Genomic DNA, 18,091 nt, shown 5'->3' on the forward strand with positions numbered 1-18,091 from the left:
ACATTGCGAAAACTGTCACACTTCGCGAAACCTCCCCTCACTTGTTTGCTGAGATACAAGCCCAAGGGTTTACCCAGGATCTACTGACCTAAACAAGTTTGCGCAAAGCCTAGCCAGATTCTTAGAGAACGGCCCGCACGCTCACCTCGGGGCGAAGGTCCAGCCTGCGCAGTAGTTGAGCGTTGGCCGCCACCACCACGGTCGAGGCCGACATCAAGATCGCGCCGACCGACATCGGCATCACGAACCCGATCGGCGCCAGGACGCCCGCGGCGAGCGGCACCGAGATCAGGTTGTATCCCGCTGCCCACCAAAGGTTCTGCTTCATCTTGCGATAGGTCGCCTTGGACAGCGCGATGACCGAGAGCACCGACCGTGGGTCCGAACTGGCGAGGATCACACCGGCCGACGCGATCGCCACATCGGTGCCCGCGCCGATCGCGATGCCCACGTCAGCCTGAGCCAGCGCCGGCGCGTCGTTGACGCCGTCCCCGACGAAGGCCACCTTCAGCCCCTCCTGCTGGAGCTCGGCGACCTTCGCGGCCTTGTCTTCAGGCCGCACACCTGCGAACACGCGGTCGATGCCGAGGTCATTGGCCACCGATTGCGCCACCGATTCCGCGTCGCCTGTGATCATCACCACCTCGATGCCCAGCCGGTGCAACGCGTCGACGGCCTGGCGGGACTCCGGGCGCACCTCGTCGGCCAGCTTGAGCGCCCCGGCCACCTCTCCGTTGACTAGGACGTGCAGCACGATTGCGCCCTCGTCTCGCCACGGCAGCACGTCGGGAAGCTCGTCCTGCCCCGCCTCCTCGAGCAGACGCGGGCCGCCGACCCGCACCTGCTGCCCGTCCACCTCCGCCTCGACCCCGACCGCCGGCGACGAGCTGAACCCCGACCACTGGGGAATCGCCAGCTCTCGCCTGCGGGCGGCGTCGACGATCGCACGTGCCAGCGGGTGCTCCGAATCGGCCTCCGCGGCCGCGGCCAGCGCCAGGACCTCGTCCTCAGCGCGGCCCGAGGCGGCGGCGATCGCGGTGACCGTGGGTTCGCCCTTGGTCAGCGTGCCGGTCTTGTCGAACAGCACCGCGCCGACGGTGCGCATACTCTCCAGGGCCAGCCGATCCTTGATCAGGACGCCGCCGCGGGCGGCGCGTTCGGTCGCGATGGACACCACCAACGGAATCGCCAGCCCCAGCGCGTGCGGGCAGGCGATCACCAGCACCGTGATCGTGCGCACCACGGCCTCCTGGGGCTGACCCAACAGGCCCCACGCGACGGCGGTGACGAGCGCGGAGCCCAGCGCGAACCAGAACAGCCAGCCCGCGGCGGTATCCGCGATCCGCTGCGCCCGCGACGAGGAGTTCTGTGCCTCGGTGACGAGCCGCTGGATGCCCGCCAGCGCGGTGTCGTCGCCGACCGCGGTCACCCGCACGCGCAGCCCGGAGTCGGTGGCGACGGTGCCCGCGACCACGTGTTCGCCGACGCCTCGTCGCACCGGACGAGACTCGCCGGTCACCATCGACTCGTCGACGTCCGCTGATCCGTCCACGATCTCGCCGTCGGCGGGGACGCTTCCGCCTGGTCGCACGACGACCACGTCGCCGACGCGCAGCTCCGGCGGCGCGACCGTCTCGGTGCTGTCGCCGACCACACGCTCGGCCTCGTCGGGCAGCAGCGCGGCAAGAGAGTCCAGCGCCGACGTGGTCTGCGCCAGCGACCGCATCTCGATCCAGTGGCCCAGCAGCATGATGACGATCAGCAGCGCCAACTCCCACCAGAAGTCCAGCTGGTGGTGCAGCACGCCGAGGCTGGCGCCCCACGACGATACGAACGCGACGGTGATGGCCAGCCCGATCAGCAGCATCATTCCCGGTGCACGAGAACGGATCTCGCTGATGGCACCGGTGAGGAACGGTCGGCCACCCCACACGTACATCACCGTGCCGAGCACCGGAGAGACCCACTGCGCGCCGGGGAACTGCGGTGCCGGGTAGCCGAGGATCATCGCGAACATCGGCGACAGCGCCACCGTTGGCACGGCCAACACGAGCATCACCCAGAACAGCCGTCGGAACGCCGCAACGTGATCGCCGTGACCCGCATGTTCGTGGCCCTCATGACCGGTAGACGTCTGATGCTGGGTGTGCTCAACCTCGGTCATGTCGGCGATTATATACCCCTAGGGGGTATATGGCCAGGGCTCGGCCCGTCACGCTGTATCGCGATGTCACACCCGTTGAACACTCCGCTGGGCCGCTTCGGCATCGTGACGTCGCTGGACGGCCCCGACGGTTGTGTCGCGTCGATCCCCGCGGGGCAGATGTTCAATCCGTTGACCGGCGCGCCGACGATCGCCCCGCTGGCGATGCTCGTCGACCATGCTGGCGGCCTGGTCAACCACCACCGCCGCGGCGACGGCGAGTGGACGGTCTCCAGCGAGCTGTCGCTCGAGGTCCGCCCGGACGCCGTCGACGTCATCGCCGAAGCCCCTGACGTACCCGTCGCGGCGACCTCGAAACCGTTCGGTGCGAAGAGCGATGTCGCCCTTGGGCTCTGTGAGTTCACCCATCGAGGCATCACGCTGGCCACCGGAACCGTGCGGTCGTTCTACATCAGTGCGCCGGGAAACCTCGCCGAGTTTCCCGACGGCCCGACGGGTCCGTTGCCGCCCGGCACGCTGAGCGATCGCATGGCGGTCCGGGTCGCCGAGAGCGGCGGTGCGGCCAAGGTACTTCAGCAACTGCCGGACCCGGTGCTGAACAATAGCCTCGGCATCGTGCACGGCGGCGTGTCCGCCATGGCGCTCGAGTTGGTGGCCTCGGCCGCGATCAACGAAGGTCGGGAAGACAGGCCACTGCGGACCGCGTCACTGCGGGTCAACTTCATCCGCCAGTTCATCAGTGGTCCCGAATCGCGTTATGTCGGAACGGCTTTACGGGTGGGCCGCCGCAGCGGTATCGGCGAGGCGCAAGCCATCGGTCCCGATGGTAAGGCCGCCATCATCGCGCGACTCACCGCCTACGCCTGACCATCGAAATCCACGTTTCGCAGGGAAAATTCGAGAAGAACTCTGCAGAACGTCGATTTCGACGCAAGCATGTGGCATGGCCTCAACATCAAGGACACCCGTCCTCCATGCCACCTCGTTGATCGACGGCGAGATCGTCGAGCAGAACGACCTCGGGTCCCTCACCCGCATCACTGCCGACACGCTGCCGATCCTGTCCGGTCTGTCGATCAAACGGGCCGTCATCAACCCCGGCGCGATGCGCACCCCGCACTGGCACGCCAACTGCAACGAGCTCACCTACTGCATCTCCGGCACCTCGCTGGTGTCGGTACTCGACAGCTACTCCAGGTTCTCCAGCTTCACGATCTCGGCCGGCGAGATGTTCCACGTCGACTCGGGATCGCTGCATCACATCGAGAACATCGGCGAAGAGCCGGCCGAGTTCATCCTCGCGTTCCGCAGCGAGCGTCCGGAAGACTTCGGTCTGGCAGCGTCTTTCGGCGCCATGACCGACGCGGTGCTCGGTAACACCTACGACCTGCCTGCCGCCGATTTCGCCAAGATGCGACGTGACACCACCGACCGTAAGTTCGCCGCGCGCGCAGGAGATCCCGAGGTTCCGTCAACCGCGCGCTTCGACGATCCGCACAAGTTCGCCGTCGAGGCGCAGAGCCCCGCGATCGGCGTCGCGGTCGGCTCGGCACGGTTGGCCCGCGCGCAGTACTGGCCGGCGCTGAAGGATCTGTCGATGTACTCGTTGCGGATCCGCGAGGACGGCATGCGCGAACCGCACTGGCATCCGATCACGGCCGAAATGGGCTACGTCCACAAGGGATCTGGGCGCATGACCGTGATGGGTCCCGACGGTTCCCTCGACACGTACTACCTCAAAGAGGGCGACGTCTACTTCATCCCGCGCGCCTACCCGCACCACATCGAGGTCGTCGAGGCACCGGACATCCACTTCGCGATCTTCTTCGATCAGCCGATGCCCGGCGACATCGGTTACCGCGCCTCGGCGAGCGCGTACTCGCGGGAGGTGCTGGCCGCGACGTTCAACATGCACATCGACGACCTGCCCGCCTTCCCGTTCACCAAGACCGACCCGTTGATCGTCAATCGGTGCAACCCGGTCGACCCGGTCGCGACGGGTTAGCTACTTGGCCGACGACTTCTTCGCCCGGCCGGCGGCGGCCTTCTCCGTCTTGGCACCCGCATTGGCCAGCTGCCCGCCCGAGTTCTCGAGGTGCGCTCGGACGAACCACTGGAACTTCTCCAGTTCGCCCGCCTGGCTGATGAACAAGTCCTGGGACACCAGGTCGAGGTCCTCGAGGCGGTCGATGGCCTTGCGGGTGTCCTCGATGACGCCGGTGTACACCAGGTCCAGCGCGGCAAGATGCGCTTGCACGGTGTCACGCTCGACCGAGTAGTCGTCCCAGGTGCGGTCGTTGATGATCGCACCCGGTGTGCCCTTGGGGGAGGCGCCGAGGGCCGCGATGCGTTCGGCGACGTCGTCGGCGTAACCGCGGACGAGCTCTACCTGGGGGTCGATCATTTCGTGCACACCGATGAAGTTCGGTCCCACGACGTTCCAGTGCACATGCTTGAGCGTCAGGTGAAGGTCGTTGTACCTGCTGAGCGCCTTCTGCAGGATCTCGGCGACCTCGGCGCCCTGCTTGTCTGAAAGTCCGGGAATGGTGAACGCAGTCATCGAATGGCTCCTTCGCGTAATCGATCTCCCGCGACGTGTACCCGCCTACTTCGACCCAAAACCACAGACGAAAGGCACGTCACATATCGGCAAGTTTCGGAATGGCCTGCCTGGGGCCGAATCGCGGATTGACCGCGAGACCACTGACTTCCAGCAGCCGGACCGCGCGGTGGCGGTGCGGGCGCAGCGGTTCGAGAAGCTCGACCATCGCGGGGTCGTCGATCGGATGCCCGAGCAGGCTCCAGCCGATCATCTTGGCCAAGTGGTAGTCGCCGACCGACAGCGCATCAGCGTCTCCGAACGCGCGCTGGGCAATTTCGGCTGCGGTCCACTCTCCGACGCCGGGCAGCGACATCAGTGCCGCCCGCGCCTGCTCCGCCGGCCGATCGGCAAGCCGTTCCAACGAGTCGGCCCGCTGGGCGCAGCCCACGATCGTGCGGGCGCGGCCGGGGTCGACGTTGGCCAGGTGGAACTCCCATGAGGGGATGCGGCGCCACACTTCGGCAGGCGGCGGCACCCGCATGTGCGTGGGCGCGGGGCCGGGCGCAGGCGCACCGTATTTCGTGACGAGCGACCGCCACGCCCGTCGGGCGTCCTTGCCGTAGACCCGCTGTTCGAGCACCGCGGGAACGAGCGCCTCCAGTACCCGGTGGGTGCGGCCCAGCCGCAGGTACGGGACCCGCCGATGCGCGGCGGCGATCGTCGGCTCAGCAGGAACAAAGCCCGCCGCGTCGTCGTCGTGTCCGAGTTGGCGGGGAAGCGATTCGGTGAATTCACTTGCGCCGCAGCCCCATGCCTCGCAGTCCACGGTGTCCGGCGCGGACTTGGTGATACGGGCGGTGACGGGCCCGCTGCGCATCAGACTGGTGCGCCAGATAGCGCCGTCGGCGGCGTCGTGGTAGCACGGATCGGCACGGCCACGGCGCAGCGGCGACAGCGTCAGGCCAGGGCTGGCCGGACCGGCGAACACGACGCTGACCGAGCGGTACACCCGATCAGGCTATGCGACCGAGACGACAGCCTTGTCGGGGTAGAACGCCACGTGTCCGGCGATCGCGGCCACCGCCGGATAGGGCGCCTCGTATGTCCAGATCGCGTCCTCGACGGTGTCTCCGGCGTTGGTGACGACGTGGTAGTAGCTCGCCTCACCCTTGTACGGGCAGTACGTCTGCGTGTCGCTCTCGCGCAGTGAGGACTGCACGACATCGGCCTTCGGGATGTACTGCACAGCGGGATACGTCGACTCCTGCAGGGTCAGCGCGTTGTCGCTCTCGGCCACCACTTCACCGTTCACGCTGACGGTGACGTGCGCACCGGTCGGTTCGACGGTGATGGGGTGGGCCGAGGTGGGCTCAAGGACGGGTCGATCGCTCATGTGTAGACCAACGTGGCGGTACCGGTCAGGATTCCGGTGCCGCTGGCTACGATCGCCGCATGAATGAACACGGTCCCGCGACCGCCGAGGCGTCGACGGATATCGCCGCCGACCCGACGACGGTATATGCGCTGATCACCGACCTGCCCACGCTCGCATCGCTGGCCGAGGAGGTCAACGCAATGGAGTGGCACAAGGGCGACCGCGTCGCACCCGGCGCCGTCTTCAGAGGCCACAATCGGCAGGGCAGCAGGAAGTGGACGACCACGTGCACGGTGACCGAAGCCGAGCCGGGGCGGGCGTTCGCCTTCGACGTCAAGAGCTTCGTGCTCCCCGTCGCGCACTGGCGCTACGACATCACCGCCACCGAGGGCGGATGCACCGTCACCGAACGCACCTGGGACAAGCGGCCCGGATGGTTCCGTACCCCGGCGGGCATCGCGACCGGCGTCCGCGACCGTGACACCGCCAACGCCAAACACATCGAGCTCACGCTGCAACGGCTGAAGGAGCGCGCCGAGCGGGGGTGAACGTCAGGGCCGGCCGGCGATCTTGTCGGCGACCACGGCGATGGGCGACGTCCGTTTGATCCCGCGGGCCTCGTGCCAGTCGGCGGCCTTGTACGCCAGATACATGCCGCGTACGCCAAGCCATCGCAACGGCTCGGGTTCCCAGTCGCGCGATTGGTGGCCGACCCAGGGCAGTTCGAGGAGCCGTGTTTGACGCCCGAGCACCAGGTCGGTCAGGGTGCGCCCGGCCAGGTTGGTGGCGGTGACGCCATGCCCGACGTAGCCACCGGCCGCGCCCAAACCCGTTGCCTTGTCGAAGGTTACGCACGCCTCCCAGTCGCGCGGCACGGCGAGCACCCCGCACCATGCGTGCGCGATCGGGATGTCGCGGGTCTGCGGCAGCGCGGCGTGCAGCACCGAGGTGAGGTGGGCGATCGTGCGTTCCGGCACTCGGCCGTCGATATCGGTACGGGAGCCGAAGCGGTAGGGCACGCTTCGGCCGCCGATCGCAATGCGGTCGTCCACGGTGCGTTGTGCGTAGAAGAAGCCGTGCGCGGTGTCGCCGAGCGTCTCACGGCCCTGCCAGCCGATCGTCTCCCAAATGTCCTGCGGTATGGGCGCTGTCGCGATCATCGAGCTGTTCATCGGGAGCCAGCGTCTGCGCAACCCCGGCAGCTTGGCGGTGAAGCCTTCGGTGGTGCGCAGCACGACGGGTGCGCGAACGGTGCCAAGCGCTGTCTTGATCCGGCCTGGACGGATCTCGATGACCGGCGTTCTCTCGTAGAGGTCGACGCCGAGCCGCTCGACGGTGTCGGCCAGGCCACGCACGAGGTGGGCCGGCTGTATCCGCGCGCAGTGTGGGTTGTGGTAGGCCGACACCACGCCGTCGATTCGAATACGTTGTGCCGACTCCTCTTTCGTGAGCTCGGCGATACCGTCGACTTTCCAGGACCGCTCTTCGGTGACTTCGGCCGCCAGCCGCGACGCCTGGGCGCGGTTGCGGGCCACGTGCAGCGTTCCGCCCTTGACGATGCCGGCGTCGATGCCTTCGCGTTCGGTGACGTCGATGACCTCGTCCACCGCATCGTTGAGGGCCTGCTGCCAGGCCAGTACGCTCTCCCGCCCGTACTGCTTCGCCATCCGGTGGCGATCGCCGGGCACCAACCCCGACAGCCACCCCCCGTTGCGGCCCGATGCGCCGAACCCGGCGAACCGCCCCTCCACCACGACGATGCGCAGCGACGGGTCGGCGCGCTTCAGGTAGTACGCCGTCCACAACCCGGTGTAGCCGGCGCCGACGATGCAGACGTCGGCATCCCGGTCACCCGGAAGCGCTGGACGCACGGCGGGAAGCTGCTCGTACCAGTGCGAGATGCGGCCGTTGACGGGGCTGGCTGTTGACACCTTCCGATTCTGGCAGGGCGGGGAGGCGGTCGTAAAAGAGGCGTCCGGACCACACCGCTGACCATGCGCTGCTGGAATGTGCCGACACGAAGCAGGGGGCGACGTGATGAGGCAGTACCAACCGTGTGCAAGTTCACCGATATGCGCGCGCGGACCTTGGCCACGCTTGCTCTGTCGGGTGGGCCCTGCTCATCGTGTGGCGACTGCGACGGGAGCATCGTCCGATTCTGGCAGCACGCGTCAGTGGTGTAATCGGCAGATGACGAGTCTCGACCGCACAGGCGCGGTTTTCGTGTTGACGCTCGGGGACGACGAGAACCGCTTTCACCCGGATCGACTGACCGCTATCAACGCCGCGCTCGACGAGGTCGAGGCGGCCGACGGCGCCAAGGCGGTGGTCACGACGGGTTCCGGAAAGTTCTACTCGAACGGACTGGACCTGGATTTCATGGCCGCCAACCCGGACAGGGCCGAGGCGAACCTGTCCGATGTCCACGCGTTGTTCGCGCGGGTGCTGGTGTTCCCCGCGCCGATCATCGCCGCGGTGCAGGGGCACGCGTTCGCCGCGGGCGCGATGCTGACGCTGGCACACGATCAGATCGTCATGCGGGCCGACCGCGGCTACTTCTGCCTGCCCGAGGTCGATCTGGGCATTCCGTTCACCGCGGGCATGAACGCGCTCATTCGCTCGCGGCTACCGATCGCGACGGCGCACGAGGCGATGACGACCGCACGCCGCTACGGCGGCGAGGACGCCCAGCGCGCCGGCATCGTCGCCGCAACGGCGGGCGAAGGAGAGGTGCTCGATGTCGCGGTGGCACGGGCCGAGGCGCTCGCCCCGAAGGCGGGGCCGGTGTTCGGGGCGATCAAGGCCCGGCTCTACGCCGAGGTCATCGCCGAGTTGACGGCCGGCTGATCAAAACGCGTAGCGGTGGTACTGCGCCATGTAGCGCAGTGCCGGCACCGGTGACATCACGGTGGCCATCGCGCGGTAGTACCAGGCGACCTGACGGAAGGACGCGGTGTCGAACGGCGACTGGAAAGCCAGCAGCCGCACACCGGGGACCGCGTCGACGATGTCGTCGGGTCCGTTGATCGCCCAGTAGAGCGTCGCCCCGGCCCGCCGGACCACCGCATTGAGCCACTGCGATCTGATGCCGAGCCGGTTGAACGCGTCGAACTGCAGTTCCCCGGACGGGAAGGCATCGACGATGCGACGAAACAGGGCAATGCCGTCGGATTCGGTGAGGTACATGGTCAGCCCCTCGGCGATCATCAGCGTCGGCCTGTCCGAGCGCACCTCGGCCAGCCAAGCCGGATCGGTCACCGATGCGGCGACGACGTGGTAGTGGTCCCGACTCGGGAACAGTTGCCTGCGCAGTTCGGCGACGTCGGGATAGTCGACGTCGTACCACTCGACCCCCGGACCGGGATCGAGCCGGAACGCGCGCGCGTCGAGTCCGCAACCGAGGTGCACCACGTTGGCTTCGGGGTTGATCGCCAGAAACTGCCTGGCCCAGTGGTCGAAGTGGGCGCTGCGGGTGGTCACCGACGGCGAATTCGCTTTGGTGATCGACGTCTTCGACCAGTCGTAGTCGATGCGGTCGACGATGTCCTTGGCCCACTGGTCGCCCAGTATCGGCTTCGGCAGGTCGGCGTCGAGGGCCTTGGCGTAGAAGGTGGCCAGCATGGTCTGCGGTGCACCCGACAGGTCGACGTGCAGTTTCTCGCCCACAACTTCCGAGGCTAGACGCGGCGCGATCCAACCCGCCAGCGGCTGAACACTGTACGGCGTGGCGTTCAACGAATAGCGTTGACATACATGCGGATCGACGTGCACGCCCACTATTGGACCGAGGCCTATCTCGACATGCTCGTCGGCCTCGGCAGGACCGACACCGCCACCCAGCGGGGGATCGGCGCGGGCGACGGTGACGAACTCGATGCGCGGCTGCGTTTGATGGACCGGGCAGGCGTCGACCTGCAGGTGCTCTCGGCGGCGCCGCAGTTGCCGTACGGCGCCGACGCCGACCGGGCCGTCGCCGCAGCGCGGCGGGTCAACGACGAGTACGCCGCCCTGGTGTCCGCCCACCCCGACCGCTTCCGCGCGTTCGCCGCCACCCCGATGCCGCATATCGACGCATCGCTCGCCGAAATGGCCCGTGCCCTCGACGAATTGGGGATGGTCGGCGTCACGATGAACACCAGCGTGCTGGGCGACGCGATCACCGATGCGAACTTCGAGCCGATCTTCGCCGAGCTCGACGCCCGTAACGCGGTGCTGTACCTGCACCCGTCGGGCAACGGCGCGTGCTCACCGCTGGTCACCGACCACAACATCACGTGGATGGTCGGCGCGCCGTTCGAGGACACCATCGCGGCGATGCAGCTGATCACCTCCGGGCACCTGCAGAGATATCCCGGGGTCAAGATCATCTGCTCACATCTCGGCGGCGCTCTGCCGATGTTCACGCGGCGGGCCGACGACCACCTCGTATGGGAGGCGCCCGACACACCGGAGCCGCCGAGCCAGGCTGTGCACCGGCTGTGGTTCGACACCGTGAGCCATTGCCACGGGCCCGCTTTGCGTTGCGCCATAGACTCTTTCGGCGCCGACCGGATTCTGCTCGGCACCGACTTCCCCTACGAGGACGGCGACACGTTCGTGCGCGCAGTCGACTACGTGACGGAGGTCGCCGACCCCGGCGAAGCGCATGCGATCCTCGATGCGAACGCCATGGCGCTGTTCCGGCTCACCTAGGCCGCCATCGCCAGATCCTCGGTGAACACCGTCTCCAGGGTGTTCAGGTCGCCCGACTGTGCGGCCGCGGTCAACGCCACCACCAGTCGTCTCTGGTCCGCGTCGCTGGGTTCGTCGCGCCGTTCTGCGGCAAGGTGTTTGCGTGCACGACTGACGAGTTGGCGTGCGTTCGCCTGGCTCACCTCGATGATGGCCGCGACCTCCGCGTACGAATAGTCGAAGGCCTCCCGCAGCACGTAAGCGGCGCGTTCCGGCGGTGACAGCCGCTGGAGCAGGGTGAGCGCGGCAAGTTCCAGCGCCTCGCACTGTTCGATGCAGAGCAGCGGGTCGGCGTCGTGGTCGACGGGGTCGGGCACCCAATGGGTGACGTGGGTTTCGTGTCGCGCGCGTGCCGACTGCGCCGAGTTGAGGGAGAGCCGCTTGGTGGTGGTGGTCAGGAAGGCGAGCGGGTCCAGCACGACGCTGCGATCGCACAACTGCCACCTCAGCCAGGCTTCCTGCACGATGTCCTCGGCCTCGGCGCCGTCATGCAGAATACGAAAGGCAATGCTGAACAGGCGATCTCGACAACCGAGGAACGTGACCGCAGCCTCCTCGAGCGTTTCGTTCGACATGTCAATCCTTTTCGCTCAGAAGGGGCGTCAGACAGCCGAGCCGCCGCCGTCGACGTGCAAGGTGGAGCCGGTGATGAAGCTGGCTCGTGGTGAAGCGAGAAAAAGCACTGCCTCGGCGATTTCGGCGGCGTGCGCGGTCCGGCCAAGCGGAAGCGCGCGGCCGAGCTCTTCGTTGGTCTCGCCCCATTCGGCCGCCACACCTTCGGTGCGGGTCGGGCCCGGTGCGACGGTATTCACCCGCACCCCCTGCGTGCCGAACTCGGCGGCCCACGTGCGGGTCAGCGACTCCAGCGCAGCCTTCGACGCGCTGTATCCGGATGCCCCTGCGACGCCCTTGGACGCGACCATGGACGTGACGTTGACGATGCTGCCGCGACCGCGTTCCAGCATGCCCGGCACCAGGCCGGCCACCAGGAAGTACGCCCCGCGGACGTTGGTGTCGAAGATCGACTCGAATACGGTGACGTCCTGTTCGACGGTGAGGGCGCCGGTGAAGTTCGCCGCGTTGTTCACGACGATGTCGACGTTGCCGGCCTGCTGCACGAGCGAGCGCACCGACTCCATGTCCGACAGGTCGGCCTGCACGAAGCGGGCGTTCTCGCCGAGTCGGGCGGCGGCCTGCTCACCGCGCTCGGGGTCGCGGCCGGAGATGATGACCGTTGCCCCTTCGCAGGCCATCAGCCGGGCCGATTCCCAGCCGATCCCCGCGGTTCCACCGGTGACCAATGCGACCTGATCTGCGAGTTCCACAACTCCATCGTCGCGATCGCGGCGGCGTGGCGGACCCTTGAAAGTCCGTAGTTGAACCGTGGTCCGCTAGGTGACCTCGGCCCGCCCTCGCAGCTGCCTGCGGGACTTGATGCCGAGCTTGGCGAAGACCTTGCGCAGGTGCCATTCGACGGTGTGTGCGCTGATGAACAGCTGTGCGCCGATCTCCTGGTTGGTCAGCCCGGAGCCGGCGAGCTGCGCGATCTGCGCCTCCTGCGGCGTCAGCCCTTCGCCTGATCCGACGGCCTGTTTACGTGTCTTCTCGCCGGTCACCAGGAGTTCGCGCCGCGCCCGCTCTGCGAACGCCTCGGCCCCCATGCGAACGAACATCTCGTGCGCGATCCCGAGCTGTTCGCGCGCGTCCACCCGCCGGTGCTCGCGGCGCAACCACTCGCCGTACACCAGATGCGAGCGTGCGAGATACACGCGCATTCGGGTCCTGCCGAGACGATCGATCGCTTCGCGGTAGTGCTCCTCCGCGGTCTGGTCGTCGGCGATCAGGGCACGGCAGCGCGCCAATGTGCCGAGCACCCAATCGGTTCCGGCGGCCGCCTGCGTCTCCATGTTTGCGACCCCGTCGGCCGCCACCTCGGGTTCGCCGCACCGGGCCGCCGCCTCGATGAGCTCGGCCAGCGCCAGCCGGTAGGGACCGAGATCCTCGTGTTCGCACGCTTGCTGTGCGGCGCGCAACGCTTCCCCGTAATGGCCGAGACCGTTGTGGAGTATCGCGGTCATACAGCCGACCAAGCCGGTGATCCTGCCCTCCCCCCGGGACGTCGCGAGTGCCGTCGTGCCCTCCAACAGCCGCCTCGCCTCGGCCTCGGCGCCGCGCCACACCGTCAGCGATATCTCGTGGTACCGCACCGGTGCGTAGCCGGTTGCGGTGGAGATGGAGTTGGCCTCCTCGATCAGCGCGGCCGCCGCGTCGAGCTCTCCTGCGAACACGTGGCTGCCCGCACGTGTCGCCAGGGCGAGCGGAAGCATGGCGAGCGCCCCCGCTTCGCGCGCGAGCCGCACCGCCGTCGTTCCGACTTCATGCCACAGCTCGTCGTCCCACAGCTCACCGGCCGCACACTCCTGCGCGATCGGAAAGCCCTGCCAGAACAAACGCATGACGTCACCGTCGGTGTGCCGGCCGGTCGCGAGAACCTGGGTCATCGCCGAGCGCAACGTCGGCAGGCTCGCCATGTGCCCGTCGGTGAACCGCAGCGCAAGCCCGTCCAGCAGAAGATCGTTCGGGCGCGGCGGTTGGGGTCCCTGCGGTGCGTGGCGGGCCGGTTCCGCCACCACGATCGGCCCACCGTGCGGGCACAGCCGGCCCGCGTACATTGCGGCCGCCAGGGCATCGAGGTATGTCTCCCTGGCAAGCGCATCGTCGAGCCCTTCCAGACCGCGAGCGGCATGGAGCAGTCCGAGCGCGGTGTCGGCGACCGGTGGGGCGCCGTCGCCTCCGCCCCGGCTCTGGACGAAGGCGATCCGGGCGCGCAAGCGTGCGACCTGCGCGCGCTGCAGGTCGTCCAACGGACTCATCTCCGCGATCGCCAGCAGGCCATAGGCCGCCTCCGACGACGTGGCCGCGAACTTCGCCTCCGCGGCGGCCAGTGCCCTGGCGCCGCGCCGCGCCGGATCGGCGGTGAGCTCCGTCGCCCGTTCCAGAAATGCCGCAGCGGCGGCCACACCGCCACGCGCCGCGGCCCGTTCCGCGGAACACTCGAGTTCGTCTGCCACCTCGTCGTCGGTGCCCAGGGTGGCGTTGGCGCCGTGCCATGCACGACGGTCCGGATCGGAGTGCGGGTCGGTCTCCTCGGCGAGCGCGCGGTGAGCCGCCCTGCGGTCGTCGACGTCCGCGGCGAGGTAGGCGGCCGAGCGCATGAGCGGATGGCGGAATCGCACCCGCGTATCGATCTCGATGAGTCCCTCGGCCTCGGCGTGGGCGGCGACGTCCGGCGTGATGCCCATCCGTCGTGCCGCCCGAATCAGGAGGGCCTTGTCGCCGACGGGTTCCGCCGCGGCCGTGAGCAACAGTTTCTGGGTGGGCATGGGAAGTGACTGGACACGTCGCACAAAGCTCTGCTCGATGTGACCCGACGGAGCACGCGCGTCGGGACGGCCGAAGCCACCCTCGGTCGCCGCGGGATCGCGGGGCAACTCCAGCAGCGCGAGCGGATTGCCGCGCGCCTCGGCGATGATCCGTTCCCGCACGCGCTCATCCATGTGGCCGCGGATGACGGAGTCCAGCAGGGTTCGCGCATCGCCGTCAGACAACCCGCCAATCCTCAGCTCCGGCAAGCCTTTTAATTCGTCGTCGTGTCCGTCTCGGACGGTGAAGACCAGGGCGACGGGTTCGGCGAGCAGGCGGCGTGCAACGAACGCGAGGGTCTGCGCGGAGACGCGGTCGAGCCACTGTGCATCGTCGATGACACAGAGCAGCGGCTGGTCTGTGGTTGCCTCCGCCAACAGGCTCAGGACGGCGAGGCCGACGAGGAAGCGCTCGGGGGCGGGGCCTGCGCTCTGCCCGAATGCGATGGCCAGTGCGTCGCGCTGGGGAGCCGGCAGCCGATCGAGCTGGTCCAGCATCGGAGCGCACAGCTGGTGCAGTGCGGCGAACGCCAGGTCGAAGTCGGCCTCGACGCCGACCGCCCGGGTGGTGCGGAAGCCGGTCGCCCGGTCGGCGACGTAGTCGAGCAGGGCGGTTTTGCCGACGCCGGACTCGCCGCGCAGTACCAGCACCTGGCTCTCGCCCGTGCGGGCAGCGTCGATCAAGCGGTCCAGCGCCTTGCACTCGTCGCTTCGTCCGAGCAGGCGCTGATCGTTGCCAGCCATTAGTACCGCCCGATCTTGATGCCCGGATTCAGGCTAGCCGGTGGCGCTCTCCGGGGCAGAGGTGTCTTTGCGCCGGGCCCTGCGCAGGCCGACCCAGAATCGGGCGGCCTCACGGATCGACTCTTCGACGGGCCTCGGCTCCCAGCCCAGTTCCCTCTTGGCCTTGGAGCAGTCGACGGGCGCTTCGGCGCGCATGAGGCGCAGGGACCCCAGCGACAGTTGTTCATCGGTGCCGCGCACGGTGGCTTTCACAGTGCCGAGCGCCGCCAGCGTGTACGCGAGGGGCAACGGGATCGATTTGGTGGGCGCGGGCACACCGGCCGCCTCGGCGGCGATCCGCACGACCTCGGCGTTGCTGATCATCTTCTCCGAGATCAGATAGCGCTCGCCTACCCGGCCGCGTTCGGCCGCCAGCAGCAAGGCGCGCGCCGCATCGTCGATGCCGACCGCCTCGAGCTCGATCTTGTCCATCACGAACGGCAGCTTGCCGAACGCCGCGCCTGCGATGATCGCACCGTGCGGCGTGCGGCCCCAGTCACCCGCGCCGTACGTCGTCGACACACACATGGCCACGGCAGGCAGGCCGTGCTCGCGTGCGTAGGACAGCACGAGTTCCTCGGCCTGCACCCGAGACCGCACGTAGGGCGTCAGTCCCTTGCCGCCGTCGGCGATGATGTCGTCCTCGGTGGCGACGTGGCCGCGCTTGCGGCCGACGGTCACATAGCTGCTGGTGAAGATGAAGCGGTGCAGCCCAGCATCTTTCGCGATCTCCAGCACGTTGCGGGTGCCCTCGACGTTCGTGTGGAAGAGGGGCGCGGGATCGCGCAGCCAGCCGCGGGTGTCGACGACGCAGTAGTAGACGTCGCCGACTCCGCCCATCGCCGCGCGTAGGGTGTCGTTGTCCCAGATGTCGCCGACGAACCGTGTGACGTCGAGGTCGTCGATGCCGATGGTGTTGGCGGACTCGCGCACCATGACGCGTACGTCCTGGCCGCTCTCCGCGAGCTGGCGGGTGACGTGGCTGCCGAGGTATCCGTTGGCGCCGATGACAAGGGCGGTCACGCCTGACCTCCGTACTTCTTCAGCCAGTCGGCCGCCTCATCTGGCAAGCTGCCCAGCTCCTCGGCCTTGCGGCACCACTTCACCGCCGCCTTCACGAAACGCAGCGGGTTGTAGACGTCCTCCTGGCGGCACCAAAGGCCGTCGCCCGCGTAGGTGATGATCGAGATGTTGGTGGCGCTGATGATCGTGCCGTCGCCGGGGTCGCGCATCGGATTGTCGAGTTCGCAGATCACTCGGCCGGTCGCTTCGTCGAAAACCTTCCACAGCGCCGGAAACGACGTCATGTAGCTGCCGGGGAAGGACTCCATCGTCGCCCAGATCCAGGGCCGCACCTCCTCGCGGCCCCGCATGGTGCCCGCGGCGTGTTCGACATAGGTCACGTCGGGTGTGTACTGCTCAACCCATGGATCCCAGTCCCGGGTCTGAGCGGCGCGGTCTACCGTCGCCTCGAACTTTTCGAACGCCGCGGCCAGCTCGTCGCGGCTGAAGGTTGGGCTCGTCACATTCAGAACTAGAACACGTTCTACTGCTGTTTGTCGAGCATCGGGCGGCATCACAGTTTCGTAATCTCTGCGCGGAACACCGACGTCGCGCCGGCGGTTATGCAGGCACTATGACGCAGCAATACAACAGGAATCCCGCCGCGGTGGCGGCCTTGTCGCCCGAGCAGTACCACGTCACCCAGGAGAACGGCACCGAGCGGCCGTTCACCGGTGAGTACTGGGACAACCATGAACCCGGCATCTACGTCGACGTGGTGTCCGGCGAGCCGCTGTTCGCGTCGGTCGACAAGTTCGAAAGCGGAACGGGTTGGCCCAGCTTCACTCGACCGCTTGACGCGGCCAACGTGGTGGAGAAGCGCGACTTCTCCCACCTGATGATCCGCACCGAGGTCCGGTCGGCGCAGGGCGACAGCCATCTCGGTCACGTGTTCAAGGACGGCCCGCGATCCGAGGGTGGGTTGCGCTACTGCATCAACTCGGCTTCGCTGAAGTTCATCCACCTCGACGATCTGGACGACGCGGGGTATGGCGAGTACAAGAAGCTCTTCACAACACAGCGGGAGGCACAGGCATGAGTGAGTACAAGAGGGCGATTCTGGCCGGCGGCTGCTTCTGGGGCATGCAGGACCTGATCCGCAAGCAGCCCGGCGTCGTCGGCACCCGGGTCGGGTACACCGGTGGCGAGAACGACCACCCCACCTACCGCAACCACCCCGGCCATGCCGAGGCAATCGAGATCGTCTACGACACCGCGCAGACCGACTACCGTGCGCTGCTCGAGTTCTTCTTCCAGATTCACGATCCGACGACCAAGAACCGGCAGGGTAACGATGTCGGCACCAGCTACCGGTCGGCGATCTTCTATCTCGACGACGAGCAGAAGCGCATCGCTGACGACACCATCGCCGACGTCGACGCGTCGGGACTGTGGCCGGGCAAGGTCGTCACGGAAGTGACTCCCGCAAGCGAGTTCTGGGAGGCCGAGCCCGAGCATCAGGATTACCTGGAGCGCTATCCGAGCGGTTACACCTGCCACTTCCCGCGGGCCGGCTGGAAGCTGCCCAAGCGGGAGACCGTCTGACTATTTCCCGTGGGCGCGTAACTGATAGAGCCCATGGGTGACGGCCACGGTCTGGCCGGCTTCGTCACGGACCACGGCGTCCAGCGCGAAGTCGGCCTTTCCGTTTTCTTCGGCTTGGGTTTCGACGCGGCGTAATTCGTCTTCGGCCAGCGACGCTTCGGCCCGCAGATCCGAACGAGCCATTCCGGTGAACTCGATGTCGACCTTCTTCACCAGCGGGTAGTACTTGGCGGGATCGAAGCTGGCGATCGCGATGATCCCGCCGAGGATCTCGGCGACAGCGAACTGGACGCCGGCGTACACGACGCCGAAATGGTTGCCGTTGTCCTGCAACGGGACGGTGGCGGCGGCGAACCCGCGGCGCGCCTCGGCGGCTTTGATACCCAGCTTGTGCGCCGCGGGGATGGTCGTCGCCATCCCGTCGTTCATCATGTCGACGAGATTCATACGACGAAACTAGCCGAGGG

At 67.5% G+C, this 18,091-nt stretch carries 19 protein-coding genes; 7 read left to right on the forward strand and 12 right to left on the reverse strand.

Annotated features, from left to right (window positions below):
* Positions 1 to 121: 121 nt before the first annotated feature.
* Positions 122 to 2,164, reverse strand: coding sequence for a heavy metal translocating P-type ATPase (locus H7J93_RS19065; protein WP_267307870.1), 2,043 nt, complete (start codon positions 2,162 to 2,164; stop codon positions 122 to 124).
* 63 nt (positions 2,165 to 2,227) lie between these two features.
* On the opposite strand from H7J93_RS19065, the gene H7J93_RS19070 reads away from it, so the two are divergent.
* Both H7J93_RS19070 and H7J93_RS19075 read left to right on the forward strand, forming a co-directional pair.
* The gene (locus H7J93_RS19070; protein ID WP_267307871.1) at positions 2,228 to 3,031 is read left to right on the forward strand and encodes a PaaI family thioesterase; all 804 of its coding nucleotides are present in this window, start codon (positions 2,228 to 2,230) and stop codon (positions 3,029 to 3,031) included.
* Between the two features lie 76 nt (positions 3,032 to 3,107).
* The gene (locus H7J93_RS19075) at positions 3,108 to 4,169 is read left to right on the forward strand and encodes a cupin domain-containing protein (RefSeq protein ID WP_267307872.1); all 1,062 of its coding nucleotides are present in this window, start codon (positions 3,108 to 3,110) and stop codon (positions 4,167 to 4,169) included.
* Here H7J93_RS19075 and H7J93_RS19080 read toward each other — a convergent pair whose 3' ends face one another.
* The 3 genes from H7J93_RS19080 to H7J93_RS19090 all read right to left on the reverse strand — a co-directional run bounded on the left by H7J93_RS19080 (position 4,170) and on the right by H7J93_RS19090 (position 6,099).
* Complete coding sequence (locus H7J93_RS19080; RefSeq protein ID WP_267307873.1) at positions 4,170 to 4,724, reverse strand: Dps family protein; 555 nt, start codon at positions 4,722 to 4,724, stop codon at positions 4,170 to 4,172.
* 79 nt (positions 4,725 to 4,803) lie between these two features.
* The gene (locus tag H7J93_RS19085; protein ID WP_267307874.1) at positions 4,804 to 5,715 is read right to left on the reverse strand and encodes a DNA-3-methyladenine glycosylase family protein; all 912 of its coding nucleotides are present in this window, start codon (positions 5,713 to 5,715) and stop codon (positions 4,804 to 4,806) included.
* A 9-nt stretch (positions 5,716 to 5,724) separates the two neighbouring features.
* A complete protein-coding gene (locus H7J93_RS19090) occupies positions 5,725 to 6,099 on the reverse strand; it encodes a DUF427 domain-containing protein (RefSeq protein WP_267307875.1) in 375 nt (124 codons plus the stop codon).
* A 59-nt stretch (positions 6,100 to 6,158) separates the two neighbouring features.
* Between H7J93_RS19090 and H7J93_RS19095 the strand changes: the two genes are divergently transcribed.
* A complete protein-coding gene (locus tag H7J93_RS19095) occupies positions 6,159 to 6,629 on the forward strand; it encodes an SRPBCC family protein (protein ID WP_267307876.1) in 471 nt (156 codons plus the stop codon).
* A 3-nt stretch (positions 6,630 to 6,632) separates the two neighbouring features.
* On the opposite strand, the gene H7J93_RS19100 is transcribed toward H7J93_RS19095, so the two are convergent.
* Positions 6,633 to 8,012 (reverse strand): NAD(P)/FAD-dependent oxidoreductase, encoded by a 1,380-nt coding sequence (locus H7J93_RS19100; RefSeq protein ID WP_267307877.1) that lies wholly within the window; start codon positions 8,010 to 8,012, stop codon positions 6,633 to 6,635.
* Between the two features lie 259 nt (positions 8,013 to 8,271).
* On the opposite strand from H7J93_RS19100, the gene H7J93_RS19105 reads away from it, so the two are divergent.
* Positions 8,272 to 8,928 carry an enoyl-CoA hydratase-related protein gene (locus tag H7J93_RS19105; protein WP_267307878.1) on the forward strand — a complete coding sequence of 219 codons (657 nt, stop codon included), beginning with the start codon at positions 8,272 to 8,274 and terminating at the stop codon, positions 8,926 to 8,928.
* On the opposite strand, the gene H7J93_RS19110 is transcribed toward H7J93_RS19105, so the two are convergent.
* Entirely contained in the window at positions 8,929 to 9,702 is a 774-nt protein-coding gene (locus H7J93_RS19110; protein ID WP_267307982.1) for a class I SAM-dependent methyltransferase, read from the reverse strand.
* Positions 9,703 to 9,834: 132 nt separating this feature from the next.
* Between H7J93_RS19110 and H7J93_RS19115 the strand changes: the two genes are divergently transcribed.
* Complete coding sequence (locus H7J93_RS19115) at positions 9,835 to 10,773, forward strand: amidohydrolase family protein (protein ID WP_267307879.1); 939 nt, start codon at positions 9,835 to 9,837, stop codon at positions 10,771 to 10,773.
* Here the strand turns inward: H7J93_RS19115 and H7J93_RS19120 are convergent.
* From H7J93_RS19120 to H7J93_RS19140, 5 genes are all read right to left on the reverse strand, one after another.
* A complete protein-coding gene (locus H7J93_RS19120) occupies positions 10,770 to 11,387 on the reverse strand; it encodes a sigma-70 family RNA polymerase sigma factor (RefSeq protein WP_267307880.1) in 618 nt (205 codons plus the stop codon). The two genes, H7J93_RS19115 and H7J93_RS19120, sit on opposite strands and share 4 nt — an antisense overlap.
* 27 nt (positions 11,388 to 11,414) lie before the next feature.
* On the reverse strand, positions 11,415 to 12,137 hold the full coding sequence (locus H7J93_RS19125; protein ID WP_267307881.1) for an SDR family NAD(P)-dependent oxidoreductase: 723 nt from the start codon (positions 12,135 to 12,137) through the stop codon (positions 11,415 to 11,417).
* 66 nt (positions 12,138 to 12,203) lie between these two features.
* Entirely contained in the window at positions 12,204 to 14,978 is a 2,775-nt protein-coding gene (locus H7J93_RS19130; protein ID WP_267307882.1) for an ATP-binding protein, read from the reverse strand.
* A gap of 33 nt (positions 14,979 to 15,011) precedes the next feature.
* Positions 15,012 to 16,040, reverse strand: a complete 1,029-nt coding sequence (locus H7J93_RS19135; RefSeq protein ID WP_267307883.1) for an NAD-dependent epimerase/dehydratase family protein — start codon at positions 16,038 to 16,040, stop codon at positions 15,012 to 15,014.
* Positions 16,037 to 16,543: a nuclear transport factor 2 family protein gene (locus H7J93_RS19140; protein ID WP_267307884.1), complete on the reverse strand. Its 507-nt coding sequence runs from the start codon at positions 16,541 to 16,543 to the stop codon at positions 16,037 to 16,039. The genes H7J93_RS19135 and H7J93_RS19140 overlap by 4 nt, the downstream gene beginning before the upstream one ends.
* Positions 16,544 to 16,653: 110 nt before the next feature.
* On the opposite strand from H7J93_RS19140, the gene msrB reads away from it, so the two are divergent.
* Together msrB and msrA are read left to right on the forward strand one after the other, a co-directional pair.
* Complete coding sequence (gene msrB / locus H7J93_RS19145) at positions 16,654 to 17,118, forward strand: peptide-methionine (R)-S-oxide reductase MsrB (protein WP_267307885.1); 465 nt, start codon at positions 16,654 to 16,656, stop codon at positions 17,116 to 17,118.
* On the forward strand, positions 17,115 to 17,624 hold the full coding sequence (gene msrA, locus H7J93_RS19150) for a peptide-methionine (S)-S-oxide reductase MsrA (protein ID WP_267307886.1): 510 nt from the start codon (positions 17,115 to 17,117) through the stop codon (positions 17,622 to 17,624). The genes msrB and msrA overlap by 4 nt, the downstream gene beginning before the upstream one ends.
* Here msrA and H7J93_RS19155 read toward each other — a convergent pair whose 3' ends face one another.
* The gene (locus H7J93_RS19155; protein ID WP_267307887.1) at positions 17,625 to 18,071 is read right to left on the reverse strand and encodes a YiiD C-terminal domain-containing protein; all 447 of its coding nucleotides are present in this window, start codon (positions 18,069 to 18,071) and stop codon (positions 17,625 to 17,627) included.
* Positions 18,072 to 18,091: the final 20 nt, after the last annotated feature.

The sequence above is a fragment of the Mycobacterium barrassiae genome (assembly GCF_025822765.1).
Classification (GTDB): domain Bacteria; phylum Actinomycetota; class Actinomycetes; order Mycobacteriales; family Mycobacteriaceae; genus Mycobacterium; species Mycobacterium barrassiae.